The following is a 25385-nucleotide window of genomic DNA, read 5'->3' as shown; positions in this document are numbered from 1 at the left end:
ATCGATCTGCACAGCAACCAACCGAGCATCGTCCCTAGCGTCAAGGTTATGGCGTCAACAATCATCAAGCTAATCCGATTATAGGTATTCCGGATACATCCCAAGCAGACTTTTCCTGCAGATATGACGCAGATCACAGATCCACTACACCAGCCCAGCAACCACGGGCAGCGCCGACTGACGCAGGCATCCAGACAGATAATCAGCCCACGCCGTGCCGCCTAGCCGCGCACTCGCGCCAGGTCACTCGTGACAAGCCGTCGAGCACCCACAATCCGCAATCTCGCTGCAGCCGCCTGCGGCAATCCCTATAATCGCCCGACCCTGACTGTGGAGCCCATCATGCCGAACCTGACCCTCGCCGACCTGACTGCCGAAATCGAGGCCAATGTGCGTCGCGCGCTGACCGAGGATATAGGCAGCGGCGATATAACCGCCCAGCTGATCCCGGCCGAGCGCCTGGCTCACGCTACCATCATCACCCGCGAAGCCGCCGTGATCTGCGGCACCGCCTGGGTCGACGCGGTGTTTCGCCGGCTCGATCCGCGCGTCGCCGTGCACTGGCAGGTACGCGACGGCGAGCGCGTCAGCCCCAACCAGGCCCTGTTCCACCTCGAAGGCCCGGCCCGCGCCCTGCTCAGCGGCGAGCGTAGCGCCCTGAATTTCCTGCAGACCCTGTCCGCCGTCGCCACCCGCTGCCAGCACTATGCCGACCTGGTACAAGGCACCGCGGTCAAACTGCTCGACACCCGCAAGACCCTGCCCGGCCTGCGCCTGGCGCAGAAATACGCCGTCACCTGCGGCGGCTGCCACAACCACCGCATCGGCCTGTTCGACGCCTTCCTGATCAAGGAAAACCACATCGCGGCCTGCGGCGGCATCGTCGAAGCCGTGCAAGCCGCGCACAAGATCGCCCCCGGCAAACCGGTGGAAGTCGAAGTGGAAAGCCTGGAAGAACTGCAACAAGCCCTAGACGCCGGCGCCGACATCGTCATGCTCGATGAACTCTCACTGGACGACATGCGCCAGGCCGTCGCCCTCACCCAGGGCCGCGCCAAGCTGGAAGCCTCGGGCGGCATCAACGAGAGCAGCCTGCGCACCATCGCCGAGACCGGCGTCGACTACATCTCGATCGGTGCCCTGACCAAGGATGTCAAAGCAGTGGATTTGTCGATGCGCCTGAGCCTGTAACCCAGCCCCTGCCAGGGCAACCTTCCGCTAGCTGGTAACTCAGGCGGCGATCCGCTCGGAGCAAAGCGACAACCCGCCAGCTTTGTGCCGCGCCGATAGCCACAAGAGCCCCGACAGAAGAACCCCTGAGCACGAAGCACAAATCCACGCCCCGAGCAGGCCAGCTCCCTGGGCGTGAAATAGCATGACCTGCACAATGGCCGGACGCGCAGGCCATCCAAGCCGGAAATATGCACCGTGCCGGCTAACTCAAGGCTGAGCCGGCGCGCCCACAACCGCGTCGAACAACTCTTCGAGGGAATTCTGCGGGTGAACATTGAGCAGCACGCCACCCATGGCTTCGACGGCCGCCAGGGCGGCGGCTATCTGACTGCGCGGCAGCTGGCCTTTCCAGACTTCGCCGGCATCGCGATCGAAACCATCCAGGCCGGCGCGGCCCAGGTAACGCAGGACCATGTCGCCTTGACTGGCCAGCAACTCGGTGACGCTTTGCTGGGCACGGACTTGCCCGCGATGGATCATCACGAAATGGTCGGCCAGGCGCTCGACGTCATGCAGGATGTGCGAGGAGAAAAACAGGGTGCCACCCGCCACGCGGAACTCTTGCATCAGGTCGGCGACCTGGCGTCGCCCCACCGGGTCGAGGCCGGACATCGGTTCATCGAGAATCAGCAACTGCGGCTGGATGGCGAAGGCATGGGCCAGGGCGGTGCGCTGGGTCATGCCCTTGGACAGGTTGCGGATGCGCTTGTCGGCGGCATAGGCGATGTCCAGCTTGTCCAGCCAGCGCTCGGTGCGTTTGTGGTTTTCCTCACCCTTGATACCGTGCAGGCGTAGGCCGCTGCTCACCACCTCGCGCGGGGTGAGCTGCTCGTACAGATAGGGGTTTTCCGGCACATAGCCGACACCCCGGCGCGACAACGGATCCTCCGCCGGGCGCCCCATCAACAGGGCCTGACCGGCATCGGCGCGCAGGGCGCCGAACAGGATCTTGATACTGGTGCTCTTGCCGGCGCCGTTCTGGCCGATAAAGCCCACCGACTGGCCGACTTCAACGGCAAAGCTGACATCATCCAGCGCCTTGATCCGGCGCCCTTTCAGTTTGAAGGCCTTATGCAGGCCCTGCACTTCGATCAGTTTCATTGGTATCCCGTTAACGCTTGTGATCGACCAACACCGGCTGGCCATCGTCAGACAGGGCATAGCCCAATTGCAATGGATCCTGCGGCAAGGCTGGCAAGCCGCCATAGCCAAGCAGCTCTTCCAGCCGGGAAGGCGGCGCGCCATGTTCGGCACGATAGGCGGCAGCCGCCACGCGCAGCGCTTGCAAGCCTTCGAGGCGCGCCATACGCGCCTGCAGCAGGGCGCGGAAGTTCGCGTCGCGGCTCTGCTCGCGCATGGCCTTGAGGATATTCAGCGCCATCTGCGGGTCATCGCCGCGTTCGTACCACTTGGCCGCCATGGCCCGCAACGAGTCCGCATTACTGGTATCGCGCTGCGCCGCCACCTCGGCCCAGTGCCCGGCACGGGCCATGTCGCGCTCGAAATACATGGCATTGAAGGCATAGAAAAACGCCGGCCACATATCCCACTCGCGACTCTGCGCGGCACGCAGCAACACCCGCTGCGCAGCCTCGACCTGACCGTTCCAGGGCAGGATGGCAGAAGCAACGTAATAGTTGTCTTCATGGCGCGGGTTGAAGAACGAGGCATCGGCCTGCAACTGCCCCTGCACCCGGTAGGTTTCGCCCTCGGAGATGCGTGCATCGACCATCAGGCTGCGAAACACGTTGAGGTTGGCCGCCAGATAAGGGTCGCCGCCGGCATAGGCCAACTGCACGGGGATGGGCAGGCGCACACGCAGCACACTCTGCTGATCCAGGCGCGGCGCATCACGCAATTGCAAACTGGCCCAGGCAAACAGCGCCCAGACCGCGACCAGCAGCGGCAATATTCGCAGCTTTTTCATGTGAAATTTCGACGCTGAAACACCAACACAGCGATTACCAGTAACACAGTCACATAGGACAGCACCATCAGCAGCGCCAGACCGATAGCGGATGGATCCACCGGCAAGCCATAGAGCGCCAGCGGCCGCCAATCCAGGCGCGACAGATCGGGTAACCATACATAAGCATGGTCGAGCACCGCGGTGAACCAGGGCGTCGTCGACGGATCCGGGTAAGCCTCCTTGCGCAGATAATCGAAGGTCGGCCCCAAACCCCTGGCCGCCAGGGCAAACGCCAGCCCCAGTAGCAAAGGCAAAAAAGGCGTGGTCGACAGACTGCAGAGCAATATGGCAAAGGCCAACACCACCAGCAGATCCAGCCAGATTCCCACAAGCACCAGGGCGTAGCGACCATCCAGGGCCACTGGACTCAACTGCCCGTAATCGCCGCCCAGCCCACCAATGGCCAAGCCCAGTAGCCCGCCCAGCAGCGCAGTCGCCAACAAGGCCAGCAGGGCCAAGGTCATAAAGCGCGCCAGCAGAAACTGCGCCCGGGTAAACGGATAAGCCAGCATGAAATACAGGGTCTTGCGCTCGATATCCTGCGCCAGCAATAGCTGAACCCAGACCAGCACTATCACCAGCAGCAAAAACCTCAACCCCGACAGTCCGGCATCCAGCCCCACCGTCATCGGCTGGCGCCCGGAGAAACTGGCCGCCAGCAGCGCCAGACCGACCAGCAGCACGCCCATGCCCAGCAGCAGGCGCACCCCACTCGCCCGACTGCCGGTTCTGAGCCCCATCAGCACCAGGTCCAACATATTGCCTCCCAAACAAAAGCCCCCAATCAGGGGGCTTTTGCAAAAACGACCAACTTATACAAGCTTATTAAATAGCAGCATTCTCGACACAACCACTAGGATCGTCCAAAGAGAACTGTGCCGCGAGATGTGTGGTCAACGCATCCGCCACCTTAGCCTCTTCTGCAGTCAACGCATCGCCACAGGCGGAAACGCTGCCACCATCGCTGTTGCCGGTAAAGGCATTACGGCCGGCGGTATTGACCGCGCCGACACTCATATAACGACCATCAGCATCTTCGTCGGCGGTGGCGACAACCTTGGCCGACAGAGTAAAGGTAAACTCGTTTTTCACAAACAGACGGTTCGCCGCATCCGCATCTACCGTGTAGTCAACAGTTACGGATACCGGGGAATATTCAGTTGTCCCAGCCGCAGTGATCGTTTGATCGGCGGCAATAGCGTTACCGGCCAGCGCCATCAGCGCAACAGAACCCAATACGAGCTTTTTCATGTTTTTCGTCCTTATTGAGAGTTGGCGATGCCGGCGGTGAGCAGGTTACGCGCATCGGACTGGGCCGATTTGTCGTAGCCCTTGGCTTGGTATTCCTGGAACTGCGGAATGGCGATGGCGGCGAGAATACCGATGATCGCGACCACGATCATCAGCTCGATCAGGGTAAAACCCTTCTGGTTCTGCTTGGACTTCATTCATCTATCTCCTGAAGTGGACTGACGTGGCCTGTCGCCCCGTGTACCTGACACAATCAATCGCCGTGCCAACTGACTCACCAGCCATTACTGACTAAGGCCACTTCGCCAAACGCATCACAAAAAACCGTCCCAGCCCCTGCGCAGGCGCCATTCTCGCCAGTTACCGAACCTGCCCCCCCATGCGCCTTGCCAGCCTGACTGATGAGCCAGCCACAAACGGCACCCTGTGCAGCCATGCCACTATCTGACAAAAAACGTCAGTTGCGACGCGCCATGTGGCGGCTTGCACGCTTCTCGGTTATAAGACGGGCACATCTTCTTCTCCGGGACTCTGTATGAGTGAAGCCCCCATGCTCACCGGTTTGGCGCGCCAACTGGTCAACGCCGACCTGCTGGACGAACGCGCCGCGGCCCAGGCCCAGGCCCAAGCGCTGCGCAACAAGATCCCGCTGGTGTCCTACCTGGTGCAGAACAAGCTGGCCAGCAGCCGTGCGGTAGCGGAAATCGCCTCCGAGCAGTTCGGCGTGCCGCTGTGCGACCTCAAGGCCATCGACAAGGACAGCCAGCCGCACGAGCTGGTCAGCGAGAAGCTGTGTCGCCAACACCGCGTGTTACCGCTATACCGCCGCGGCAACAAGCTGTTTGTGGCGCTGTCCGACCCGACCAACCACCAGGCGGTGACCGACATCCAGTTCAGCACCGGCCTGAGCACCGAAGCACTGCTGGTGGAGGACGACAAGCTCGGCGACGCCATCGACAAGTTCTTCGAGGCGGCCAACAGCGGCATGGAGGAGCTGGCCGACGTCGACCTCGACGGCATCGACGTGCAGGCGGTGGATGACGGCAAGGACGACGGCGTCGCCGGCGAAAGCGCCGACGACGCGCCGGTGGTGCGCTTCGTCAACAAGATGCTGCTGGACGCGATCCGCGGCGGCTCCTCGGACCTGCACTTCGAGCCCTACGAAAAAACCTATCGGGTGCGCTTTCGTACCGACGGCATTCTGCAGGAGATCGCCCGGCCACCGATCCAGCTGGCACCACGCATCTCGGCACGCCTGAAGGTGATGGCCGCGCTGGATATTTCCGAACGGCGCAGGCCGCAGGATGGGCGGATCAAGATGCGCATTTCGAAAACCAAGTCGATTGACTTTCGCGTCAGCACCTGCCCGACCCTGTGGGGCGAGAAGATCGTGATGCGGATTCTCGACCCCTCCAGCGCGCAGATGGGCATCGACGCACTGGGCTATGAGCCCGGACAGAAAGACCTGTACATGGCGGCCCTAAAGCAGCCGCAGGGCATGATCCTGGTGACCGGACCGACCGGCTCGGGCAAGACGGTGTCGCTCTACACCGGCCTGAACATCCTCAATACCGTGGATGTGAACATCTCCACCGCCGAAGACCCGGTGGAAATCAACCTGGAAGGCATCAACCAGGTCAACGTCAACCCCAAGCAGGGCATGGACTTCACCGCCGCGCTGCGCGCCTTCCTGCGCCAGGACCCGGACATCATCATGGTCGGCGAGATCCGCGATCTGGACACCGCCTCGATCGCGATCAAGGCGGCGCAGACCGGGCACATGGTGATGTCGACCCTGCACACCAACAGCGCCGCGGAAACCCTGACCCGCCTGCGCAACATGGGCGTGCCCTCGTTCAACATCGCCACCTCGGTCAGCCTGATCATCGCCCAGCGCCTGGCACGCAAGCTGTGCAGCCACTGCAAGAAGGAAGTGCAGATCCCGCACGAGGCGCTGCTCGAGGAAGGCTTCCCGCAGGAGCAGCTCGGCAGCTTCAAGATTTATCGCCCGGTGGGCTGTGAAAATTGCAACGGCGGTTACAAGGGCCGTATCGGAATCTATGAAGTGGTTAAAAACACGCCTGCCCTGCAACGGATTATCATGGAGGAAGGCAACTCCATTGATATCTCCGCGCAAATGCGCAAAGACGGCTTCAATGACCTGCGCACTTCGGCCCTGCTGAAGGCCATGCAGGGCATCACCAGCCTCGAAGAAGTGAACCGAGTGACCAAGGATTAAACCATGGCTGAAAAAGCTTTGAAGACCAGTACCTTTCTGTGGGAAGGCAAGGACAAGAAAGGCAACAAGGTCAAGGGTGAGCTTGCCGGCACCTCGGTCGCGTTGGTCAGAGCACAGCTGCGGGTGCAGGGCGTAGCCGCGAGCAAGGTAAAAAAGAAGCCCGCAGCGCTCTTCGGGGGTGCCGGCAAGAAAATCCAGCCCATGGACATTGCCCTGTTCACCCGACAGATGGCAACCATGATGGGCGCTGGCGTGCCTTTGCTGCAGTCGTTCGACATCATCGGCGAAGGCTTTGAAAACCCCAACATGCGCACCCTGGTTGGCGACGTCAAGCAGCAGGTCGCGGGGGGTAACAGCCTGGCAAACTCGCTGCGCAAGTTTCCCAAATACTTCGACGACCTGTACTGCAACCTGGTGGATGCCGGCGAGCAGGCCGGCGCCTTGGAGCTACTGCTGGAGCGGATCGCAACCTACAAGGAAAAGACCGAGGCACTCAAGGCCAAGATCAAGAAGGCCATGACCTACCCGATTTCGGTAATCGTGGTGGCGGTGATCGTCACGGCGATCCTGCTGATCAAGGTGGTGCCGACCTTCCAGGGAGTTTTCGCCGGTTTCGGCGCAGAACTACCAGCCTTCACCCAGATGGTTATCGGCATGTCCGAGTTTCTCCAGGAATGGTGGTTCATGATGTTGCTGGGCCTTTTCGGCTTTGCCTATGGGTTCAAGACCGCCCACCAGAAAAGCGAGAAATTCCGCGACGCCATGGACCGCACCATACTCAAGCTGCCGATCATTGGCGTGATTCTCTACAAGGCGACGGTGGCCCGCTTCGGTCGCACCCTGGCCACCACCTTCGCCGCAGGCGTGCCGCTGGTCGAGGCGCTCGACTCGGTAGCCGGCGCCACCGGCAACGTGGTGTTCCGCAATGCCGTCAACCAGGTCAAGCAAGACGTGTCCACCGGCATGCAATTGAACTTTGCCATGCGCACCACCGGAGTATTCCCCGCCATGGCCATACAGATGACCGCCATTGGCGAAGAGTCTGGCTCGCTGGATTCCATGCTGGACAAGGTCGCCTCCTACTATGAGGCAGAAGTCGACAACGCTGTCGACAACCTGACCACCCTGCTGGAGCCGCTGATCATGTCCGTACTCGGTGTGCTGGTTGGCGGCCTGATCATTGCGATGTACCTGCCTATCTTCAGCTTGGGTGGCGTGGTCGGTTGATGTCTATCTCCTCGTTGCTGGCCGGCAACTTGCTGGCCTTTACCCTGATCTGCCTGCTGCTGGGGCTGCTGATCGGCAGCTTTCTCAATGTGCTGGTGTATCGCCTGCCGGTGATGATGCAACGCGACTGGCAGGCCCAGGCCCGGGAAATCCTCGAGCAGCCGGCACTGCCGGACGCGCCGCTGTTCAACCTGATATTGCCCAATTCAAGATGCCCGCACTGCGGCCACGAGATTCGGCCCTGGGAGAATATCCCGGTCATCAGCTACCTGTTCCTGCGCGGCAAGTGCTCCAGCTGCAAGGCGCCGATCAGCCTGCGTTACCCACTGGTCGAGCTGGCCTGCGGCCTGCTGTCGGCCTATGTGGCCTGGCACTTCGGCTTTACCTGGCAGGCCGCCGGCATGCTGCTGCTGACCTGGGGCCTGCTGGCGATGAGCCTGATCGACGCCGACCATCAACTGCTGCCGGACTCGTTGGTGCTGCCGTTGCTCTGGCTGGGGCTGATTGCCAACTACTTCGGCCTGTTCACCAGCCTGGAAGCCGCCCTGTGGGGCGCGATTGGCGGCTACCTGAGCCTGTGGTCGGTGTACTGGCTGTTCAAGCTGGTGACCGGCAAAGAAGGCATGGGTTATGGCGACTTCAAGCTGCTGGCCATGCTCGGCGCCTGGGGCGGCTGGCAGGTGCTGCCGCTGACCATCCTGCTGTCGTCGCTGGTCGGCGCCGTGCTCGGCCTGATCATGCTACGCCTGCGCAATGCCGAAACCAGCACCCCCATCCCATTCGGCCCCTACCTGGCCATCGCCGGCTGGATCGCCCTGCTCTGGGGCGAGCAGATCACCGGAACTTACCTGCAGTTTGCCGGGTTCGGTTCGTAGGATTACGCGGCCCGGATAGTCCGCCCGCCGTAGGATGGTGCGGGCCGCGCAGGCTTGAGCGAAGCGATACCCATCATGGCGATCCGCGGCGTATCAAAATAATTCAGCGATTGGGCAACCGGTCGATGGGTATCGCTACGCTCAACCGCATCCTACGCGGCCCGCCACATCCTACAAAAGCGTTGCAGCACCGCAGGATGGTGCGGGCCGCGCAGGCTTGAGCGAAGCGATACCCATCATGGCGATCTGCGGCATATCAACAAAATTCGGCGACCGGGCAACCGGTCGATGAGTATCGCTGCGCTCAACCGCATCCTACGCGGCCCGCCACATCCTACAAAACGGGGTGACTGCCAATCGGCTGCCTGCAAACGATCAATCCTGCCATTGCTGCTCGCCGTATTGACTGTCCAGGTCATCGCCTCCGACCCAATCTTCGGGCAACAAACCCTCCCGCACATAGCGGTGGAAGGACGACCACGGCCAATCGGCTACTCGTTGTACGTGGCCGTGTTTGCGTGGGTTGTGGTGGATGTAGTCGACATGCAGGGCGAAGTCCTGGTCATCGCGGATGCGGTGCTCCCAATAACGCCGTTGCCAGATACTGCGCTCGCCTCTGCCCCGGCGGCTGGCGCAAATCTGTTCGCCGCCGGGCAAGGCTCGGGAGAAGCCGGTTTTGATCAGCCGCCAGCGCACGGCAAAGTCGGCATCGCCGGGCGGCAGGGTGCACAGGGCATGCAGATGGTCCGGGAGAATGACGATGGCGTCGATACGCCAGGGGTGCTGTTGCATCACCTTGGCGAAGCTGGCGCGCAGCAGGTCGACCTGGGTGGTAAGCAAACCGCGCTGTCGATCGGCCAGATTGAGGGTGAAGAACCAGGTGGCGCCCGGCGTGTTATCCCGACGGTAAGCGGTCATGGGCTGCAGTCCTTTGCAGGGTAGGGCTGGGCCAGTGTAGTCGATGCAAGTGGGTTGATTGAATGATGGAGATCGCGGCGGCTGGGCAACCGATTGATGGGTATCGCTGCGCTCAACGCCATCCTACAAAAGCCCTGCGGCTGCCAGTCCGTAGGATGGTGCGGGCCGCGTAGGCTTGAGCGACGCGATACCCATCACGACGATCTGCGGTCGCCGCGATCGGCCGGCCGATTCGCCAGGGCGCCGGCTCCTGCTCTACAATTGTTGCCCTGTTTATGGCCAACGAGAGCCGCACCCGAAGATGAAACCCTGGATTCTTGGCCTCACGGGCGGCATTGGCAGCGGTAAAAGCGCAGTCGCCCAACACTTTATCGAGCAAGGCGTGCATCTGGTCGACGCCGATCATGCGGCGCGCTGGGTGGTCGAGCCGGGCACGCCGGCGCTGGCCAAGATCGTCGAGCACTTCGGTGAAGGGGTGTTGCAGCCTGACGGGCGACTGGATCGCGCTGCGCTGCGCAAGCTAATTTTCCAGAACCCCGAGCAACGGCACTGGCTGGAATCCCTGCTGCACCCGCTGATCGGCCAGGAAATCAGCCAGTATCTGGCGCGCGCCGAGTCGCCTTACGCGATTCTGGTGTCGCCGCTCTTGGTCGAGTCCGGCCAACAGCGTTTGACCCAGCGGGTCTTGGTGATCGATGCACCCGAGCAATTGCAAGTGCAGCGCGCCATGCAGCGCGACCAAAGCTCGGCCGAACAGGTGCAGGCGATCCTCAAGGCCCAGGCCAGCCGCGAACAACGCCTGCAGCATGCCGATGACGTGCTGCTCAATGATCGCGACCTGGCCTGGCTGAAAAGCGAAGTCGAACGCCTGCACAACTTTTACCTGACCCTGCGCGGAGGCCAACCATGAGCCAACTCACCATCGTCAAATGCCCTACCTGCGGCGCGCCGGTCGAATGGGGCCCGCAAAGCCCGCAACGGCCCTTCTGCTCGGAGCGCTGCAAACTGATCGACCTCGGCGCCTGGGCCTCGGAAGAACACGCCATCCCCGGCGGCGACCAGGAAGACGAACTGTTCTCCAGCGATCTGGAGCAGCCGCCGCGCCGGCACTGATAGGCTGGCGCCGCACCAACTAGCCCATGCCGCGAGCGGCGTCATGATCCTGGGGTGGTGCAGTGAGGATCAGGGGCGCATGAAGCCGTAGTCGCGCTCATCGTCCAGGTTATCGGCAAGAAACTGCAGTTCGGCAGCCAGATCCTCGGCATCGCGCCCAGCGCGACTGCGCTCCACCACGGCGCCGAGCAAGGCGCGCAGGCTGAGCGCGGGGTCGAAACCCTGCTCTTGCGCCAGCTGCAGGTTGTGTTCGATTTGCTGTTTGGCCCACTCGTGTACACCCATGAGATTGTCTCCGCTGCTGTCATCGTAGGGGGAGGTGATTGTGCTGGTGGGCTGAAACGGATCGCTGCCCGACCACCCCGCTTCATCGATAGAGCCTGGCAGGCTGGTGATCCGGCCTGTTGATCTGGGTCAAGACAGCCACGCCCATCAGTTTGCTGAAGCCTGGGTCATCCACGCGACTGGTTGTCGTCCTTCCAGGGCGCCGCCAGGTAGCGCGTGCGATTGAAGGTTTCCAGCCAGTCGGGGTAGAACACCACCAGCGCGGTGACGATCATTCCGTTGATGAAGGCCTCGGGGAAGATCACCATCCACAGGTAGCCGACGAAGTCTCCGAGCCACGGCGGCATCGGAAACAGGCCATCGACCCACAACAGCCCCAGCCCGACCAGGATGCAGAGCAAGGCAGCGAGGGCCGCGGGGAAAAAGCCGCTGAAAAAGATGTAGACGAACAGATTGCGCGACTGCGCGCGCTCGACCCGCAGCGCACAGAGCTCGGTGACCAGCACCGGAATCAGCACCAGCAGCACACCGTTGACGCCCAGTGCGGCCAAGTCCTGGCGGCCCAACAGGAGCATGCCGAGCTGGGCGACAAACCCGGCGAGGATCGCCAGCGGCCAATCGAGCAGCAGGGTCACCGCCGTCATGCCGATGATGTGGTATGACAGCCCCGAATCGAAATCGCGGCGCACCAGCCACAGCACAAACAGCGCGAGCACCGTCCCGAAGACCAGGTGCTGACGCCGCAGGTCGCTGAACAACTCCAGCCACGGCGCCCGCCCCACGGCCCAGAAGAGCAGCGGCAGATAAAGTGCCCAGCCGATGACCTGGCTGGCGGGTGAGAGCAGTTCGGCAGCAATCATTGGTCAGCACCCACCCCCTGAACGATCAACGCAGCCAGTCTACACCTGAGCTCAGGCGGCGAAAAAACATCGCGTGCGAAGCGCAACGCCCGGCCACTTCACACTAAAGCTGGCGGGTTGTCGCTGCGCGCCGAAGCCGCCCTACGCTCCAAACGGAACGCCGCCCGGACCGCCTTCGATCCGTAGCAATCGGCCTGATCTGGGCTGAATCGCGACCTGTAGGGTGCCACTCGCCGCAGGCAGTGCACCGTAACTCATCGGCGCGGCAGAAAAGCCGGCGGGTTGTCGCTGCGCGCCGAAGCCGCCCTACGCCCCAAACGGAACGCCGCCCGGACCGCCTTCGATCCGTAGCAATCGGCCTGATCTGGGATGACTTGCGACCTGTAGGGTGTACTCGCCGCAGGCAGTGCACCGTAACTCATCGGCGCGGCAGAAAAGCCAGCGGGTTGCCGCTGCACGCCGAAGCCGCCCTACGCTCCAAACGGAACGCCGCCCTCACCGCCCTAGACCCGGAATGTTGCCCGGACCACCAAAGCAAGAGACATCGCATGCAACCAAGGGGTACCAAGCCCCCACGACTGCGGGCTAAGCTGTATGCATGGATGATTCCGACTATCTGCGCTTGCTCACGCATCAGGCCGAGCAGGCTAATACGTTCCTTTCCAACGCCCGCAAGTGGGAGCGTGAGCGTTGGGTGTGCGAGCGTCTGCTGCAAGCCTTGAACGTCAGCCACCGACTCGAGGAGTTCAGCGCGGCCGAGCAGGAACCACCGGACGTACTATTTCGCGATGCCAGCTTCGAGGTGTTTTTCGTGCTCGACGAAGGCCGGCGCCTGACCGAGGAGTGGCGCGCCGAGCTGGAACGCCGACGCAGCGCCTTCTCGCTCAGCCAACTGGTAAAGCGCGAAGCCAAACCCAGGCGTATCGGGGCCGCCGAACTGCAGGCACGCCTGACCCCGACCCTGCGCAAGAAAGCCCACAACTACAGTGAACGCGGCCTCGACCTTGGCGAACTGGACATGCTGGCGTTCGTCAGCCTGAAACGCGCCATCCCCGATTTCAACAGCCACTTCCCGCCGCCCACCGAGTTCCTGCGTCAGGGCTGGCGTTCGCTGTCGCTGGTCGGCCCGACTTTCGCGCGAGTCTTGTTTGCCCACCCCGATGCGCCAGAGTTTCTGCGCAGCAACCTCGGCCGCAGCGTGTTGTTCGATGTCGGCATCAGCCTGTGATGAGCCGAGACGCTGAACCGCCCTGCGACCCGGCCCACCCGATAACCGCACGCGAGAGACACTCTTCCGCCATGAGTCCATTACAACAACTGCTCGCGGCCGTACCGCAACAAGGCCAGGTGCGCTGGATTGGCGTGCGCCCCGCCTCGCGCGGCGCCATGCTCGAACTGGATGCGGTGGAGGCGCGCCGCGAAGCCGGCCTGACCGGCGATCACAGCCGGCCCGGGCCACGCAATGCGCGGCAGGTCACGCTGATCCAGTGGGAACACCTGGCGGTGATCGGCGCCCTGCTGGGCCGCCACGCCACCCAACCGATCCAGCCGCAGGATCTGCGCCGTAATATCGCCATCAGTGGCATCAACCTGTTCAGCCTCAAGGGCCGGCGCTTTCGCATCGGCCAGGCCGTGCTGGAAACCACCGGCTGGTGCCAGCCCTGTGCGCGGCTCGAAGAGCGCTTGGGGCCAGGCACCTTCCAGGCGGTGCGCGGCCATGGCGGCATCACCGCCCGGGTATTGCAAGGCGGAATTATCCGCCTGAATGACGACCTGTGCGTTGAGCCCTTGTGAACGCCACGGCATAGGGTCTGTTGCCGTTTCGATACGGCCGCGACGGAGCCTGTTTTTGCACGGAGCAAGGCTCGAGGAGCGTAGTTTGGTTGTTCCAAATCAGCGACGAGAAACGCAGCACCGCGCAAAAACAGGCTCGTCCCTTTGGGTTGCGCGCCAAATGGCGCCAGGCGTCGTTGTAGGGCTTGGCAAGGGAGCGACTATTACCGGCACCCTACGCCTTGCCTGGCACCATTTGGCGCAGCAACGCGGCTAGCATCGAAATGGCAACAGACCCTAAAATAGCCACCATCCACAGGCCGACCGAGAACCGCAGGGTTCCCCCAGGGTCTGATCCTTCGAGGTTTCTATGTCCAGCCGCCTGAGTCCCGACGATCAAAAACTCGTCGACCAGTATCTGAGTGCCCCGCAACATCAAGTCGAACGTCAACCCTTCAAGGTGTGGCGCTTGTTGCTGATCATTGTCGGCACGGTGATCGCCCTGGGCCTGCTGAGCCGCCTTCTGAGTCGCCTGGTGCTATGAGCTGCTTTGCGCTCGCCCAGCAAGACTTAACGAATTTTTTTCCAAGCCTTGTGAGAGTAATCAATGTCCCATCGAATCCTGATCGTCGGCGGCGGTGCCGGCGGCCTGGAGCTTGCTACCCGCCTGGGTAGAACTCTGGGTAAACGCGGCAAAGCCAAGATCACCCTGGTCGACGCCAACCTGACGCACATCTGGAAACCGCTGCTGCATGAGGTGGCCGCCGGCTCGCTGAACTCCTCGGAAGACGAATTGAACTACGTGGCCCAGGCCAAGTGGAATCATTTCGAGTTCCAGCTCGGGCGCATGACCGGGCTCGACCGGACCGAGCAGCGCATCACCCTCAGCGCCACGCTCGACGAGCGTGGCGAAGTGCTGGTGCCCGAGCGACAACTGGGCTACGACAGCCTGGTGATCGCGGTCGGCAGCACCACCAACGATTTCGGCACCGCGGGCGCCGCCGAACACTGCCTGTTTCTCGACACCCGCGAACAGGCCGAGCGCTTCCACAGCCAGTTGCTCAGCCACTATTTGCGCGCCCACGCTAGCCAGAGCGATACCACCGAGCAGATCAATGTGGCCATCGTCGGTGCCGGCGCCACCGGCGTGGAACTGGCAGCCGAACTGCACCATGCGGCGCATCAATTGGCGGCCTATGGACTGGACAGCATCCACCCGGAAAACATGCGCATTACCCTGATCGAGGCCGGCCCCCGGGTACTCCCGGCACTGCCGGAGCGGATCGGCAAGCCGGTGCACAAGACCCTGGAAAACCTCGGTGTGACGGTCATGACCAACGCCTCGGTCAGCCTGGTGACCCGCGATGCCCTGCACACCGCCCAGGGCGACACCATCACCGCCAGCCTCAAGGTCTGGGCCGCAGGGATTCGCGCGCCTGGCTTCCTCAAGGACCTCGATGGCCTGGAAAGTAACCGGATCAACCAGCTACAGGTGCGCCCTACCCTGCAAACCACCCGCGACGACAATATCTTCGCCTTCGGTGACTGCGCCGCCTGCCCGCAACCCGACAGCGAAGGACGCAACGTGCCGCCACGCGCCCAAGCCGCTCACCAGCAAGCCTCGCTGCTGGTCAAGTCGCTGAAACTGCGCATCGACGGCCAGGGCCAAGCCCTGCCGGAATACCGCTACCGCGATTACGGCTCGCTGATCTCGCTGTCGAGTTTTTCGGCGATCGGCAACCTGATGGGCAACCTCACCGGCAGTGTGATGCTCGAAGGCTGGCTGGCGCGGGTGTTCTATGTCTCGCTCTACCGCATGCACCAGATGGCGCTGTACGGCCCGTTGCGCACGCTGCTGCTGATGCTCAGCGACCGCATCGGCCGCAGCACCGAGCCACGCCTGAAGCTGCACTGATCGATATGCGGGGCGCCGGGGCAGATGCATTCGTCAGCCCTTGCGCTCCCGCAGGGTCACTCGCCGCAGGCAGTGCACCATGGGTTTATAGGCGCGGCGCAAATCCGGCGGGTTGTCGCTGCGCTCCGATGCCGCCCTACGGTTCCCGGACATATCGCCGAATTGCTCTCGTCGCGGAGCCCATGACAAATCGCGCCCATAAAAAAAGCGCCCCGGAGGGCGCTTCCTTTATGGTTGACGATGAACATCTCATCTCAACCTTAAGATTCAACGCTGCAAGCAACTGCAGGTGAAAATGGTGGGTCGTGTGGGATTCGAACCTACGACCAATTGGTTAAAAGCCAACTGCTCTACCAACTGAGCTAACGACCCAAAAATGGTCGGGGTAGGGGGATTCGAACTCCCGACATCCTGCTCCCAAAGCAGGCGCGCTACCGGACTGCGCTATACCCCGATTGAAAGATTGGCTCCGCGACCAGGACTCGAACCTGGGACCCAATGATTAACAGTCATTTGCTCTACCGACTGAGCTATCGCGGAACTTCGTGCTTTCAGTTCTCATCTACTAGGCTTCGGCGTGAACCGTTTCCCGTGTCTGAGGCGCGCCATTTTACGTTTCCGCAGCCGTCTGTCAACCCCTTAAATTGCTTTTATGACAATGCTTTGCACGTGAGTGGCGTGCCTGCTATATCTTCCTTTAGTCTGATCAGCGCAGGATGTACGCCACACGGCTTAAATCAGGAAAGTCCATGAGCAGCCGGGACATACCACCAAACACGCCAAAAATTGCACAGACCCTCGCCAGCCGTGGCATTCAGCCTCGCTTTGGCGAGCTAGTGCAGAGCTGTCGCACCCTGGTGATGAATCGACTGGCAGAGCAACTGACCAGCGTTTTCGGCCAAATCGATGACACCCTCTTCGAGTGCGCGGAAAGGGCCGAGAACAATCAGGTGCAAACCCTGTTCTTCGACAGCATGCGCGAGATTCGCAAGCAGCGGCCGCAGATCGAACGAATCTACCACCAGACCATCGCGCAGAATTTCTCCGACTTTCTCGATGGCAAGCTCAAGCCGGCGCCCAGCACCACGAAACTGGATGCCGAACAGCTCACCCTGGTCCAGGACGAGGAGTACGAGGAAAGCCTGCTGATCACCGCCATGATCGCCCAGGTCAAATCACGCTGCACGCAACAACTGTTCGCCCTGGAGCAGCGCCTGGCCCTGCTCAACAATGGCAAACAACTGATCGAGGAGAACAATCCCTTCGGTCCGCAGATGATTGCCCAGGCCTTTCGCCAGGCCTTGGCGCCCAGCCCGCTGCCGTTGCGGATCAAAGCCATCCTCTACCGCCTGTTCGACAAGTACGTGATGCTCAGCCTGGACACTGTATATAGTGCCCTGAACCAGCGCCTGATCGACGCAGGCGTACTGCCCACGCTCAAGTTCAGCGCCCAGCGCGCCCCCGAGCCCAAACGAGCGGACAAGACACCCAACGCCGCCACTGCCACGCCGCAACGGCCAGCCAGCGATCCGACCCGGGCCCGCGCCACCCCCTCGACAAGCCCACCCGATAGCTCAGCCCCGCCACTGCCGCTCGACCTCAATGGCCCGCCCCCGAGCAACCCGACAGCCCTGCTGCAGGGTCTGGCCGCTCTGCTCGGCGAGCATCGCCAGCGCGATGTTGACGCGCCCTTGCTCGGCGGCACACGCAGCATTGCCAGTTTTGCCCCGCGCAACGCCACCAGCACCTACAGCGCCAGCGATCTGCTCGACGCCCTGAACCGCATGCAGCGCCAGTCTGCCGAAGAGCTGGCGCAGCGCCTGCATAGCCCGCAGCAGGTCGAAGGCTTGAAGGTCGACCTGCAGCGCCAACTGGAAGCCTTCAGCCAACGCCCGGGCCAACAGAAGCTGTCGGAGCAGGAGGCCGACGTGATCGACCTGGTCGGCATGCTGTTTGACTTTATCCTCGACGACACCTGCCTGATCGACAGCTACAAGACCACCCTCTCCCACCTGCACACGCCCTATCTGAAAGTGGCGCTGCAAGACAAGGCGCTGTTCACTCAGCATCAGCATCCGGCGCGCCGCCTGCTCAACAGCATGGCCCAGGCAGGCGTGCTCTACGGCGGCGAGACCAATGAACGCGCCCTGCTGGCCAAGATGAAGTGGGTGGTGGAGCAGGTGGTCGGCGCCGACAGCGGCGATCTCTTGCTGTTCGAGGGACTCCTCGTACAATTCGACGCCTATACCGCCACCCTCAAGCACAAGGTCGAACTGCTCGAACGCCGCGCCGTGGAAGCCGTCAAGGGCCGTGACAAGCTGCTTGGCGCCCGCCAGCAGGCCATGGACGTGATTGCCCGCTGCCTGAACCAACGCCAGACACCCGCGATCATTCGCAACTTTCTCGAGCTGACCTGGACCGACGTCCTGGTCTTTACCCTGCTGCGTCATAGCGAGAACAGCAGCGAGTGGCAACGCGCCGGTGAAGTGGCCGAGCAACTGGCCTGGAGCGGCACGCCGCTGGATGAAAATGGCCGCCAACAACTGCAAGCGTTGCGCGTGGCACTGCTGGATGATTTGCGCAAAGGCCTGCAACTGCTCGGGGGCTACCACGAGGACGGCATTCGCCGCCTGCTGCAGGATCTGGTCGCCTGCCAATACGCCGCACAGGCCAAGCAACCGCAACTCGCCGAGACCTTCGCCCCACAGCTCCCGCCGAGCGCGCTGGGCGCCATGCTCGGCGAGGACGCCTTGCTCGCCACTCTGGCGCCCCGTGAGTCCGGCCTATCGGCCCGCGCGCAGGAATTCGCCCGGGAGCTGAGCCAGATCGAATTCGGCACCTGGTTCGAATTTCTCACCGACAATCAACCCCACCAGCTCAAGCTCTCCTGGTTCAGCCCGACTACGCGCAATTACATGTTTGTCGATCACAGCGGCCAACGGGCGGCGATCAAACCCTTGACCCTGCTGGCCACCGAAATGGAACAGGGCCTGGCCCGCATCGTTCCAGCCGAAAGCGATGCGCCGCTGGTGGATCGTGCCCTCAACGCCATTTATCGTGTACTGCAACGCATTAGCGGCCGCACGAGCAAACCCCGCTAGCCCGCCAAGGAGCCTCCATGGACGATCGTCGTCAGCACAGCCGTCGCAGTACCGAGTTGCAGCTGGAAGTCTTTGAACTGCATACCGGACAACGCCTCGGGCGGGTGGCTGACCTCTCTGCCGATGGCTTCATGCTGTTCAGCGACAAGCCGCACCGAGCGGACAGCCTGGTCGCATGCCGACTGGTCAGCGAAGAGGTGATCGAAGGCGTCGGCGAGATCCAGCTGAACGTCGACTGCTTATGGAGCCGCCCCGGCGCCGACGGCCAACACTGCTGGGCCGGCTTCCACATCATCGACCTGGAACCCGACCAGTCCGCCGCACTGGAGGTGCTGCTCAAGCATCTTTAAGTGCTACCCCCGTAGACTGGTGCGGGCCGCGCAGGATGAGTGAAGCGATCCCCATCACAGCGATCTGCGGTAAACCAATAAATCCGGCGGATGGGCAACCGATTGATGGGTATCGCTTCGCTCAACCGCATCCTACAAAAAGCCCTGACCGCCACCTGCAGGATCGTGCGGGCAGCGTAGGATGAGCGCCTCGATACCCATCACTATGCCCCACCCCACAAGAGCCGTGCCTGCAAGGCTCACTGCCAAGCCGCAAACCTATAAAAAACGCCCCGCACGGCGCTGGCCGTGACGGGGCGTTGATGTTGCGGCGCACTCAGACGAAGACGATTTCGTCGTGCTCGACTGTGCCGGTGACGGTGCTGCCAGGGCCGAACTTGCCGGCGAGGATCAACTGCGCCAGCGGGTTCTCGATCCAGCGCTGGATGGCCCGCTTCAGCGGCCGCGCACCGTAGACCGGGTCGTAGCCGATGGCGACCAGCTTGTCCAAGGCCTCGTCGCTCAGTTCCAGACTCAGCTCGCGCTCGGCCAGGCGTTGACGCAAGCGACCCAACTGGATTTGCGCAATACCGGCAATCTGCTCACGGGCCAGCGGCTCGAACACCACCACTTCGTCGATGCGGTTGACGAATTCCGGACGGAAATGCTTGCTCACCGCATCCATCACCGCTGCATGTTGCGCCTCGCGATCACCGACCAGCTCCTGAATCTGCGCGGAGCCGAGGTTGGAGGTCATCACGATCACGCTATTCCGGAAGTCGACGGTACGCCCATGACTGTCGGTCAGGCGGCCATCTTCCATGACCTGCAAAAGGATATTGAAAACATCCGGGTGCGCCTTCTCCACCTCGTCCAGCAGTACCACCGAGTAAGGCTTGCGGCGCACGGCCTCGGTCAGGTAGCCGCCTTCTTCGTAGCCGACGTAACCGGGCGGCGCACCGATCAGCCGCGACACGGAATGCTTCTCCATGAACTCGGACATGTCGATGCGTACCAGCGCCTCCTCGGTATCGAAGAGGAACTCGGCCAGGGCCTTGCACAGCTCGGTCTTGCCCACCCCGGTCGGGCCGAGGAACAGGAAGGAGCCGCTCGGCCGGTTCGGGTCGGACAGCCCGGCGCGCGAACGCCGCACCGCACTGGCCACGGCGACCACCGCTTCATTCTGGCCGATCACCCGCTGGTGCAGCAGGCCTTCCATCTTCAGCAGCTTGTCGCGCTCGCCTTCGAGCATCTTCGATACCGGGATACCGGTCCACTTGGACACCACCTCGGCAATTTCTTCCTCGGTGACCTTGCTGCGCAGCAGCTGGTTCTCGGTCTTGCCGTGCTGGTCGACCATCTGCAGGCTGCGCTCCAGGTCCGGAATGATGCCGTACTGCAGTTCGGCCATGCGGCTGAGATCACCCTTGCGCCGCGCGGTTTCCAGCTCCTGGCGCGACTGCTCGATTTTCTGCTGGATTTGTGCGGAGCCCTGCACCTCGGCCTTTTCCGCCTTCCAGATGTCTTCAAGGTCGGCGTACTCGCGCTCCAGCCGGGCGATGTCTTCCTTGAGTTTTTCCAGGCGCTTGATCGCCGCTTCGTCGTCTTCTTTCTTCAACGCCTGGGCTTCGACCTTGAGCTGGATCAGCCGGCGCTCCAAACGATCGAGCACCTCCGGCTTGGAGTCGATCTCCATGCGGATACGGCTGGCGGCCTCGTCGATCAGGTCGATGGCTTTGTCCGGCAGCTGCCGGTCGGTGATGTAGCGGTGACTGAGCTTGGCCGCGGCGATGATCGCACCGTCGGTGATTGCCACCTTGTGGTGCACCTCGTAGCGCTCCTTGAGGCCACGCAGGATGGCGATGGTGTCCTCCTCACTCGGCTCATCGACCAGCACCTTCTGGAAGCGGCGCTCCAGGGCGGCGTCCTTCTCGATGTACTGGCGGTATTCGTCCAGAGTGGTGGCGCCGACGCAATGCAATTCGCCACGCGCCAGGGCCGGCTTGAGCATATTGCCGGCATCCATGGAGCCCTCGGCCTTGCCGGCGCCAACCATGGTGTGGATTTCGTCGATAAACAGGATGATCCGCCCTTCCTGCTTGCCCAGCTCATTGAGCACCGCCTTCAGGCGCTCCTCGAACTCACCGCGGAACTTCGCCCCGGCGATCAATGCGCCCATGTCCAGCGACAGCACGCGCTTGTCCTTCAGGCCATCCGGCACTTCGCCGTTGACGATGCGCTGGGCCAGGCCTTCGACAATCGCGGTCTTGCCCACGCCCGGCTCGCCGATCAGCACCGGATTGTTCTTGGTGCGACGCTGCAACACCTGGATGGTGCGACGGATCTCGTCGTCACGGCCGATCACCGGATCCAGCTTGCCCTCCTCGGCACGCTTGGTCAGGTCGACGGTGTATTTGTCCAGCGCCTGACGGGACTCCTCGGCATTCGGGTCGTTCACCGCGTCGCCGCCGCGCAGGTTGCTGATGGCGTTCTCCAGGGCTTTCTTGCTCACGCCCTGGGCGAGCAGCAATTTGCCCAGCTTGGTGCCTTCGTCCAGGGCGGCCAACAGCACCAGCTCGCTGGAGATGAACTGGTCACCCTTCTGCTGGGACAGGCGGTCGGCCTGGTTGAGCAGGCGCGCCAGATCCTGGGACAGGTTGATGTCACCGGTAGGGTTCTGGATCTTGCCCAGGCGATCGAGCTCCTGACTCAACCCCTGGCGCAGGCTGTTGACGTCGAAGCCAACCTGCCTCAGCAGCGGCATGATCGAACCACCCTGCTGGTCGAGCAGCGCCTGCATCAGGTGCAGCGGCTCGATGGCGGCATGATCGAGGCCGACGGCCAGGGATTGGGCGTCGGAGAGTGCAAGTTGCAGCTTGCTGGTTAAACGGTCGATTCGCATTGCGTCATCCTTCCTTTAAGAGCAGGCCGGCGCGATGGACACCCCTGTATTGAAAGCCTGCCGAGATGAAGACTAGATGAGGACGATTGTGCAAGTTTCAAGCGCAGCGACGTTGATCTGGGTCATACCCAGCAGTGGATGGGCGTTTTGGCGGCACGGCCCGCATGGCGCTTGGTTCGGCGCGTGGCGACAACCCGCCAGCTGTTGTGGCGCACCCATCAACCACGATGCACGGCCGGCGGCGCGTGACAGCCCATGGAGCAGCGGGATCGGTTCCGCCCATAAAAAATGCCGCGCACTTGTCTCAAGTGCGCGGCATCGATTCTGCGTCTCGCTGTTCAGGTATTCAGTCGAACAAGCCGAAGGTCGCGTAGCTGAACCAGGAGCGCTTGCGGCCCTGGGCTTTCTGGCTTGGCTGGTCTGCGCTTGCCGACTTCAGCTCCTCGGGGATCTGCGCTTCGGCGTCTTCGTACTGGCGGACCACATCCTGATTGGCGCGGGTTTCGCCCGGCGGCAGCGGCGTATCGCTTTCAATCAGGCCGAGCGTGACCTTGGTCAGCCAGGAACGGTTGTCGGCTTCCTCACTGGGCACGAACTCGCCATCGACCAGGCTTGGGTGATCCGGGTAGTTGAGCTTGAGGGCTTCCAGGCTGGTCGCGGCCAGTTCGTCCAGGGTCAGGCGCTGGTATGCCTCGGTCATCACCGCCAGGCCATCGCCGACTGCCGGGGTTTCCTGGAAGTTCTCCACAACATAGCGGCCACGATTGGCGGCCGCCACGTAAGCCTGACGAGTCAGGTAGTAGTGAGCCACATGGATCTCGTAAGCGGCCAGCAGGTTGCGCAGGTAGATCATGCGCTGCTTGGCATCCGGCGAGTAACGGCTGTTCGGGTAGCGGCTGGTGAGCTGGGCGAACTCGTTATAGGAGTCGCGGGCAGCACCGGGGTCGCGCTTGGACATGTCCAGCGGCAGGAAGCGGGCGATCAGGCCACGGTCCTGGTCGAAAGCAGCCAGGCCCTTGACGTAATAGGCGTAGTCGACGTTCGCATGCTGTGGATGCAGGCGAATGAAGCGCTCGGCGGCCGACCTTGCGGCTTCCGGCTCGGCGTTCTTGTAGTAGGCGTAGATCAGCTCAAGCTGGGCCTGTTCGGCATAACGGCCGAACGGATAACGTGATTCCAGAGCCTTGAGCTTGGCCACCGCACTGGTGTAGCTCTTGCTGTCCAGATCGCTTTGGGCCTGCTGGTACAGTTCGGACTCGCTCAGGTTCTCGTCGAGTACGTCCTTGGACGAGCAGGCAGCGGTAAGGGCGAGGATGGCGATCAGCAGCAGGTGTCTCACTTGCATGGCGGCTTGCGTCCCTGTGACGGCGGCTGTCTTGAGCAAAGCCGTCCTGTTATGATGAGCGCCCCTGGTGACCCTGGGGCAAAGACGCCGTATTTAACCACAAGCGCGTAGCCGAAACCAAAAGTAGGGCCTGTTGACGCGCCATATTGCCACTACCTTCGGTGGTTATGCGGCAAATGCAGCCGGGTCGCATCGCGGGGCTTGCTATTGTGGCGATCATTCGCCGGCGTCCCACGCCTTGCCTGGGCTAAGTTGTCGCAGCAATGCAGCGTGCAATGAAACATCAACCGACCCACAGGTCCCCCACCGTTGCCGAGCATGTCCTCTATTATTAAGCAGACCATTGAACTGAACGCCGAGGTGCCCACTGACATGGGCGGTCAACGCCTCGACCAAGTCGCCGCCCAACTGTTCGCCGAGCACTCGCGTTCGCGCCTGTCTGCCTGGATCAAAGAGGGGCTGCTGACTGTCGATGGTGCCGTGGTACGCCCGCGTGACATCGTGCATGGCGGAGCGTTATTGGCGCTGCGCGCCGAGCAAGAGGCCCAGGGCGAGTGGATCGCCCAGGACATCGCCCTGGATATCGTCTTTGAGGACGACCAGATACTGGTGATCAATAAGCCTGCGGGGCTGGTGGTGCATCCGGCCGCGGGGCATGCCGATGGCACGCTACTCAACGCCTTGCTGCACCACGTACCGGACATCGTCAACGTGCCGCGCTGCGGCATCGTCCACCGCCTGGACAAGGACACCACCGGACTGATGGTGGTGGCCAAGACCATCGAGGCGCAGACCCGCCTGGTCGATCAACTGCAGAAGCGCACAGTCAGCCGCATCTACGAATGCATCGTGATCGGCGTGATCACCGCCGGCGGCAAGATCGATGCCCCCATTGGCCGCAGTGCGGCGCAGCGCCAGCGCATGGCCGTCAGCGACGGCGGCAAGCCGGCAGTCAGCCATTACCGGGTGCTGGAGCGCTTCCGCTCGCATACCCATGCGCGGGTCAAGCTGGAAACCGGGCGTACGCACCAGATTCGCGTGCACATGAGCCATGTCGGTTATCCGCTGGTCGGCGACCCCGTCTACGGCGGGCGCTTCCGCATTCCGCCTGCGGCCAGCCAGACCATGGTGCAGAGCCTCAAGGAGTTTCCGCGCCAGGCCCTGCACGCACGCTTCCTCGAACTGGACCACCCGATTACCGGGCAACGCATGAAGTGGCAGTCGCCGCTGCCGGATGACTTCGTCTGGTTGCTGACGCTCTTGCGTCAGGATCGCGAGGCATTTATCGGGTGAGCCGCTGGGCCCATGACTGGCTGACGCCAGAGTGGCCTGCACCCGCCTGGGTCAAGGCCTGCATCACGACGCGTAGCGGTGGCATCAGCGCCGCGCCCTTCGACAGTTTCAACCTCGGCGAGCATGTCGAGGACGATCCCGTTGCCGTGACCAAGAACCGCCAGCGCCTGGTCAGCCAGCTGGGCTGCAAGCCGGCCTGGCTGCGCCAGGTGCATGGTGTTGCCGTGGTGCCTGCCGAGCCGGGCGAAGTGATGGCAGCCGACGCCAGTTGGACTGCCACGCCGGGTATCGCCTGTACCGTGATGACCGCCGATTGCCTGCCCGTGCTGTTTTGCGATCGCGCCGGCACTCGCGTCGCCGCCGCCCATGCCGGGTGGCGCGGGCTGGCTGGCGGCGTGCTGGAGGCGACGCTGGAGGCGCTGGCCATGGCGCCGGAGGACGTATTGGTCTGGCTCGGGCCGGCGATTGGCCCGCAGGCCTTCGAAGTAGGCGCCGAGGTGCGCGACGCGTTCATGGCCGTGCATCCGCAGGCCGCCGACGCCTTCGTTGCCAGCGTCAACCCGGATCGCTATATGGCCGATATCTATCAACTGGCCCGCATCCGCCTGGCGGCGCGCGGCGTTACGGCGGTCTATGGTGGCGGTTTCTGCACCTACAGCGACCCGCGCTTCTACTCTTACCGCCGTACGGCCCAGACCGGTCGCTTTGCTTCGTTGATCTGGCTGGCCAGCTGATCCTTCAACGCCGCCCCAGCCGG

At 62.6% G+C, this 25385-nt stretch carries 24 protein-coding genes and 3 tRNA genes; 14 read left to right on the top strand and 13 right to left on the bottom strand.

Annotation, left to right across the window (positions count from 1 at the left end; genetic code table 11):
• Nucleotides 1-342: 342 nt before the first annotated feature.
• Nucleotides 343-1191 (top strand): carboxylating nicotinate-nucleotide diphosphorylase, encoded by an 849-nt coding sequence (gene nadC, locus PH586_RS01980; protein WP_271346092.1) that lies wholly within the window; start codon nucleotides 343-345, stop codon nucleotides 1189-1191.
• A gap of 249 nt (nucleotides 1192-1440) precedes the next feature.
• Here the strand turns inward: nadC and PH586_RS01975 are convergent, their stop codons facing one another.
• The 5 genes from PH586_RS01975 to PH586_RS01955 form a co-directional block, all read right to left on the bottom strand.
• Complete coding sequence (locus PH586_RS01975) at nucleotides 1441-2334, bottom strand: ABC transporter ATP-binding protein (protein WP_271346091.1); 894 nt, start codon at nucleotides 2332-2334, stop codon at nucleotides 1441-1443.
• A gap of 10 nt (nucleotides 2335-2344) precedes the next feature.
• Nucleotides 2345-3160, bottom strand: a complete 816-nt coding sequence (locus PH586_RS01970; RefSeq protein WP_271346090.1) for a hypothetical protein — start codon at nucleotides 3158-3160, stop codon at nucleotides 2345-2347.
• A complete protein-coding gene (locus PH586_RS01965) occupies nucleotides 3157-3960 on the bottom strand; it encodes a hypothetical protein (RefSeq protein ID WP_271346089.1) in 804 nt (267 codons plus the stop codon). The genes PH586_RS01970 and PH586_RS01965 overlap by 4 nt, the downstream gene beginning before the upstream one ends.
• A gap of 67 nt (nucleotides 3961-4027) precedes the next feature.
• Nucleotides 4028-4453, bottom strand: coding sequence for a hypothetical protein (locus PH586_RS01960; RefSeq protein ID WP_271346088.1), 426 nt, complete (start codon nucleotides 4451-4453; stop codon nucleotides 4028-4030).
• Nucleotides 4454-4464: 11 nt separating this feature from the next.
• Nucleotides 4465-4650 (bottom strand): type IV pilin protein, encoded by a 186-nt coding sequence (locus PH586_RS01955; RefSeq protein ID WP_271346087.1) that lies wholly within the window; start codon nucleotides 4648-4650, stop codon nucleotides 4465-4467.
• Nucleotides 4651-4988: 338 nt separating this feature from the next.
• Here PH586_RS01955 and pilB point away from each other — a divergent pair, with 338 nt between their 5' ends.
• The 3 genes from pilB to PH586_RS01940 are packed head-to-tail and all read left to right on the top strand — an operon-like array spanning nucleotide 4989 to nucleotide 8794.
• Nucleotides 4989-6692, top strand: coding sequence for a type IV-A pilus assembly ATPase PilB (gene pilB, locus PH586_RS01950; protein ID WP_271346086.1), 1704 nt, complete (start codon nucleotides 4989-4991; stop codon nucleotides 6690-6692).
• A 3-nt stretch (nucleotides 6693-6695) separates the two neighbouring features.
• Nucleotides 6696-7919: a type II secretion system F family protein gene (locus PH586_RS01945; protein ID WP_271346085.1), complete on the top strand. Its 1224-nt coding sequence runs from the start codon at nucleotides 6696-6698 to the stop codon at nucleotides 7917-7919.
• Nucleotides 7919-8794: a prepilin peptidase gene (locus tag PH586_RS01940; protein WP_271346084.1), complete on the top strand. Its 876-nt coding sequence runs from the start codon at nucleotides 7919-7921 to the stop codon at nucleotides 8792-8794. Before PH586_RS01945 ends, PH586_RS01940 begins: the two co-directional genes overlap by 1 nt.
• A 375-nt stretch (nucleotides 8795-9169) precedes the next feature.
• Here PH586_RS01940 and PH586_RS01935 read toward each other — a convergent pair whose 3' ends face one another.
• A complete protein-coding gene (locus PH586_RS01935; protein ID WP_271346083.1) occupies nucleotides 9170-9712 on the bottom strand; it encodes an REP-associated tyrosine transposase in 543 nt (180 codons plus the stop codon).
• Between the two features lie 301 nt (nucleotides 9713-10013).
• Here PH586_RS01935 and coaE point away from each other — a divergent pair, with 301 nt between their 5' ends.
• Together coaE and yacG are read left to right on the top strand one after the other, a co-directional pair.
• Nucleotides 10014-10622: a dephospho-CoA kinase gene (gene coaE, locus PH586_RS01930; RefSeq protein WP_271346082.1), complete on the top strand. Its 609-nt coding sequence runs from the start codon at nucleotides 10014-10016 to the stop codon at nucleotides 10620-10622.
• Complete coding sequence (gene yacG / locus PH586_RS01925; protein WP_271346081.1) at nucleotides 10619-10825, top strand: DNA gyrase inhibitor YacG; 207 nt, start codon at nucleotides 10619-10621, stop codon at nucleotides 10823-10825. Before coaE ends, yacG begins: the two co-directional genes overlap by 4 nt.
• Before the next feature lie 69 nt (nucleotides 10826-10894).
• Here yacG and PH586_RS01920 read toward each other — a convergent pair whose 3' ends face one another.
• Entirely contained in the window at nucleotides 10895-11110 is a 216-nt protein-coding gene (locus PH586_RS01920; protein ID WP_271346080.1) for a hypothetical protein, read from the bottom strand.
• Between the two features lie 167 nt (nucleotides 11111-11277).
• A complete protein-coding gene (locus PH586_RS01915; RefSeq protein ID WP_271346079.1) occupies nucleotides 11278-11970 on the bottom strand; it encodes an energy-coupling factor ABC transporter permease in 693 nt (230 codons plus the stop codon).
• Nucleotides 11971-12568: 598 nt separating this feature from the next.
• On the opposite strand from PH586_RS01915, the gene PH586_RS01910 reads away from it, so the two are divergent.
• The 4 genes from PH586_RS01910 to PH586_RS01895 all read left to right on the top strand — a co-directional run bounded on the left by PH586_RS01910 (nucleotide 12569) and on the right by PH586_RS01895 (nucleotide 15658).
• Complete coding sequence (locus PH586_RS01910; RefSeq protein ID WP_271346078.1) at nucleotides 12569-13198, top strand: DUF1780 domain-containing protein; 630 nt, start codon at nucleotides 12569-12571, stop codon at nucleotides 13196-13198.
• A gap of 71 nt (nucleotides 13199-13269) precedes the next feature.
• Nucleotides 13270-13764: an MOSC domain-containing protein gene (locus PH586_RS01905; protein WP_271346077.1), complete on the top strand. Its 495-nt coding sequence runs from the start codon at nucleotides 13270-13272 to the stop codon at nucleotides 13762-13764.
• Nucleotides 13765-14113: 349 nt separating this feature from the next.
• Nucleotides 14114-14287: a DUF3094 family protein gene (locus tag PH586_RS01900; RefSeq protein WP_271346076.1), complete on the top strand. Its 174-nt coding sequence runs from the start codon at nucleotides 14114-14116 to the stop codon at nucleotides 14285-14287.
• Nucleotides 14288-14350: 63 nt separating this feature from the next.
• Nucleotides 14351-15658 (top strand): NAD(P)/FAD-dependent oxidoreductase, encoded by a 1308-nt coding sequence (locus tag PH586_RS01895; RefSeq protein WP_271346074.1) that lies wholly within the window; start codon nucleotides 14351-14353, stop codon nucleotides 15656-15658.
• A gap of 296 nt (nucleotides 15659-15954) precedes the next feature.
• Here the strand turns inward: PH586_RS01895 and PH586_RS01890 are convergent.
• The 3 genes from PH586_RS01890 to PH586_RS01880 all read right to left on the bottom strand — a co-directional run bounded on the left by PH586_RS01890 (nucleotide 15955) and on the right by PH586_RS01880 (nucleotide 16198).
• Nucleotides 15955-16030: transfer RNA gene (locus PH586_RS01890), tRNA-Lys, on the bottom strand.
• 5 nt (nucleotides 16031-16035) lie between these two features.
• A tRNA-Pro gene (locus PH586_RS01885) sits at nucleotides 16036-16112 on the bottom strand.
• Between the two features lie 10 nt (nucleotides 16113-16122).
• Nucleotides 16123-16198, bottom strand: a tRNA-Asn gene (locus PH586_RS01880).
• A gap of 209 nt (nucleotides 16199-16407) precedes the next feature.
• Between PH586_RS01880 and PH586_RS01875 the strand changes: the two genes are divergently transcribed.
• Both PH586_RS01875 and PH586_RS01870 read left to right on the top strand, forming a co-directional pair.
• On the top strand, nucleotides 16408-18759 hold the full coding sequence (locus PH586_RS01875; protein ID WP_271346073.1) for a DUF1631 domain-containing protein: 2352 nt from the start codon (nucleotides 16408-16410) through the stop codon (nucleotides 18757-18759).
• A gap of 17 nt (nucleotides 18760-18776) precedes the next feature.
• Nucleotides 18777-19109 (top strand): PilZ domain-containing protein, encoded by a 333-nt coding sequence (locus PH586_RS01870; RefSeq protein WP_271346072.1) that lies wholly within the window; start codon nucleotides 18777-18779, stop codon nucleotides 19107-19109.
• A gap of 316 nt (nucleotides 19110-19425) precedes the next feature.
• Here PH586_RS01870 and clpB read toward each other — a convergent pair whose 3' ends face one another.
• Both clpB and PH586_RS01860 read right to left on the bottom strand, forming a co-directional pair.
• The gene (gene clpB, locus PH586_RS01865) at nucleotides 19426-21990 is read right to left on the bottom strand and encodes an ATP-dependent chaperone ClpB (protein WP_271346071.1); all 2565 of its coding nucleotides are present in this window, start codon (nucleotides 21988-21990) and stop codon (nucleotides 19426-19428) included.
• Between the two features lie 346 nt (nucleotides 21991-22336).
• Nucleotides 22337-23335: an outer membrane protein assembly factor BamD gene (locus tag PH586_RS01860; RefSeq protein ID WP_271346069.1), complete on the bottom strand. Its 999-nt coding sequence runs from the start codon at nucleotides 23333-23335 to the stop codon at nucleotides 22337-22339.
• A gap of 318 nt (nucleotides 23336-23653) precedes the next feature.
• Here PH586_RS01860 and rluD point away from each other — a divergent pair, with 318 nt between their 5' ends.
• Nucleotides 23654-24628, top strand: coding sequence for a 23S rRNA pseudouridine(1911/1915/1917) synthase RluD (gene rluD, locus PH586_RS01855; RefSeq protein ID WP_271346068.1), 975 nt, complete (start codon nucleotides 23654-23656; stop codon nucleotides 24626-24628).
• A complete protein-coding gene (gene pgeF / locus PH586_RS01850; RefSeq protein WP_271346067.1) occupies nucleotides 24625-25362 on the top strand; it encodes a peptidoglycan editing factor PgeF in 738 nt (245 codons plus the stop codon). The genes rluD and pgeF overlap by 4 nt, the downstream gene beginning before the upstream one ends.
• Nucleotides 25363-25385 lie beyond the last annotated feature (23 nt).

Source organism: Pseudomonas aestuarii (genome assembly GCF_027988105.1).
In the GTDB taxonomy this organism is placed as follows: domain Bacteria; phylum Pseudomonadota; class Gammaproteobacteria; order Pseudomonadales; family Pseudomonadaceae; genus Aquipseudomonas; species Aquipseudomonas aestuarii.
The sequence above is the reverse complement of the archived record's forward strand: the minus strand, read 5'-3'. Positions and strand labels throughout refer to the sequence as shown.

Bases quoted from the DNA above. Each gene is read 5' to 3' on its own strand.
- PH586_RS01915 (WP_271346079.1), bottom strand. From the start codon at position 11,970: ATGATTGCTGCCGAACTGCTCTCACCCGCCAGCCAGGTCATCGGCTGG.
- clpB (WP_271346071.1), bottom strand. From the start codon at position 21,990: ATGCGAATCGACCGTTTAACCAGCAAGCTGCAACTTGCACTCTCCGAC.
- PH586_RS01970 (WP_271346090.1), bottom strand. From the start codon at position 3,160: ATGAAAAAGCTGCGAATATTGCCGCTGCTGGTCGCGGTCTGGGCGCTG.
- PH586_RS01960 (WP_271346088.1), bottom strand. From the start codon at position 4,453: ATGAAAAAGCTCGTATTGGGTTCTGTTGCGCTGATGGCGCTGGCCGGT.
- rluD (WP_271346068.1), top strand. From the start codon at position 23,654: ATGTCCTCTATTATTAAGCAGACCATTGAACTGAACGCCGAGGTGCCC.
- PH586_RS01895 (WP_271346074.1), top strand. From the start codon at position 14,351: ATGTCCCATCGAATCCTGATCGTCGGCGGCGGTGCCGGCGGCCTGGAG.
- PH586_RS01875 (WP_271346073.1), top strand. From the start codon at position 16,408: ATGAGCAGCCGGGACATACCACCAAACACGCCAAAAATTGCACAGACC.
- PH586_RS01935 (WP_271346083.1), bottom strand. From the start codon at position 9,712: ATGACCGCTTACCGTCGGGATAACACGCCGGGCGCCACCTGGTTCTTC.
- PH586_RS01945 (WP_271346085.1), top strand. From the start codon at position 6,696: ATGGCTGAAAAAGCTTTGAAGACCAGTACCTTTCTGTGGGAAGGCAAG.
- PH586_RS01940 (WP_271346084.1), top strand. From the start codon at position 7,919: ATGTCTATCTCCTCGTTGCTGGCCGGCAACTTGCTGGCCTTTACCCTG.
- PH586_RS01860 (WP_271346069.1), bottom strand. From the start codon at position 23,335: ATGCAAGTGAGACACCTGCTGCTGATCGCCATCCTCGCCCTTACCGCT.
- yacG (WP_271346081.1), top strand. From the start codon at position 10,619: ATGAGCCAACTCACCATCGTCAAATGCCCTACCTGCGGCGCGCCGGTC.
- PH586_RS01920 (WP_271346080.1), bottom strand. From the start codon at position 11,110: ATGGGTGTACACGAGTGGGCCAAACAGCAAATCGAACACAACCTGCAG.
- PH586_RS01910 (WP_271346078.1), top strand. From the start codon at position 12,569: ATGGATGATTCCGACTATCTGCGCTTGCTCACGCATCAGGCCGAGCAG.
- PH586_RS01900 (WP_271346076.1), top strand. From the start codon at position 14,114: ATGTCCAGCCGCCTGAGTCCCGACGATCAAAAACTCGTCGACCAGTAT.
- PH586_RS01955 (WP_271346087.1), bottom strand. From the start codon at position 4,650: ATGAAGTCCAAGCAGAACCAGAAGGGTTTTACCCTGATCGAGCTGATG.
- PH586_RS01905 (WP_271346077.1), top strand. From the start codon at position 13,270: ATGAGTCCATTACAACAACTGCTCGCGGCCGTACCGCAACAAGGCCAG.
- coaE (WP_271346082.1), top strand. From the start codon at position 10,014: ATGAAACCCTGGATTCTTGGCCTCACGGGCGGCATTGGCAGCGGTAAA.
- PH586_RS01975 (WP_271346091.1), bottom strand. From the start codon at position 2,334: ATGAAACTGATCGAAGTGCAGGGCCTGCATAAGGCCTTCAAACTGAAA.
- PH586_RS01965 (WP_271346089.1), bottom strand. From the start codon at position 3,960: ATGTTGGACCTGGTGCTGATGGGGCTCAGAACCGGCAGTCGGGCGAGT.
- pilB (WP_271346086.1), top strand. From the start codon at position 4,989: ATGAGTGAAGCCCCCATGCTCACCGGTTTGGCGCGCCAACTGGTCAAC.
- PH586_RS01870 (WP_271346072.1), top strand. From the start codon at position 18,777: ATGGACGATCGTCGTCAGCACAGCCGTCGCAGTACCGAGTTGCAGCTG.
- nadC (WP_271346092.1), top strand. From the start codon at position 343: ATGCCGAACCTGACCCTCGCCGACCTGACTGCCGAAATCGAGGCCAAT.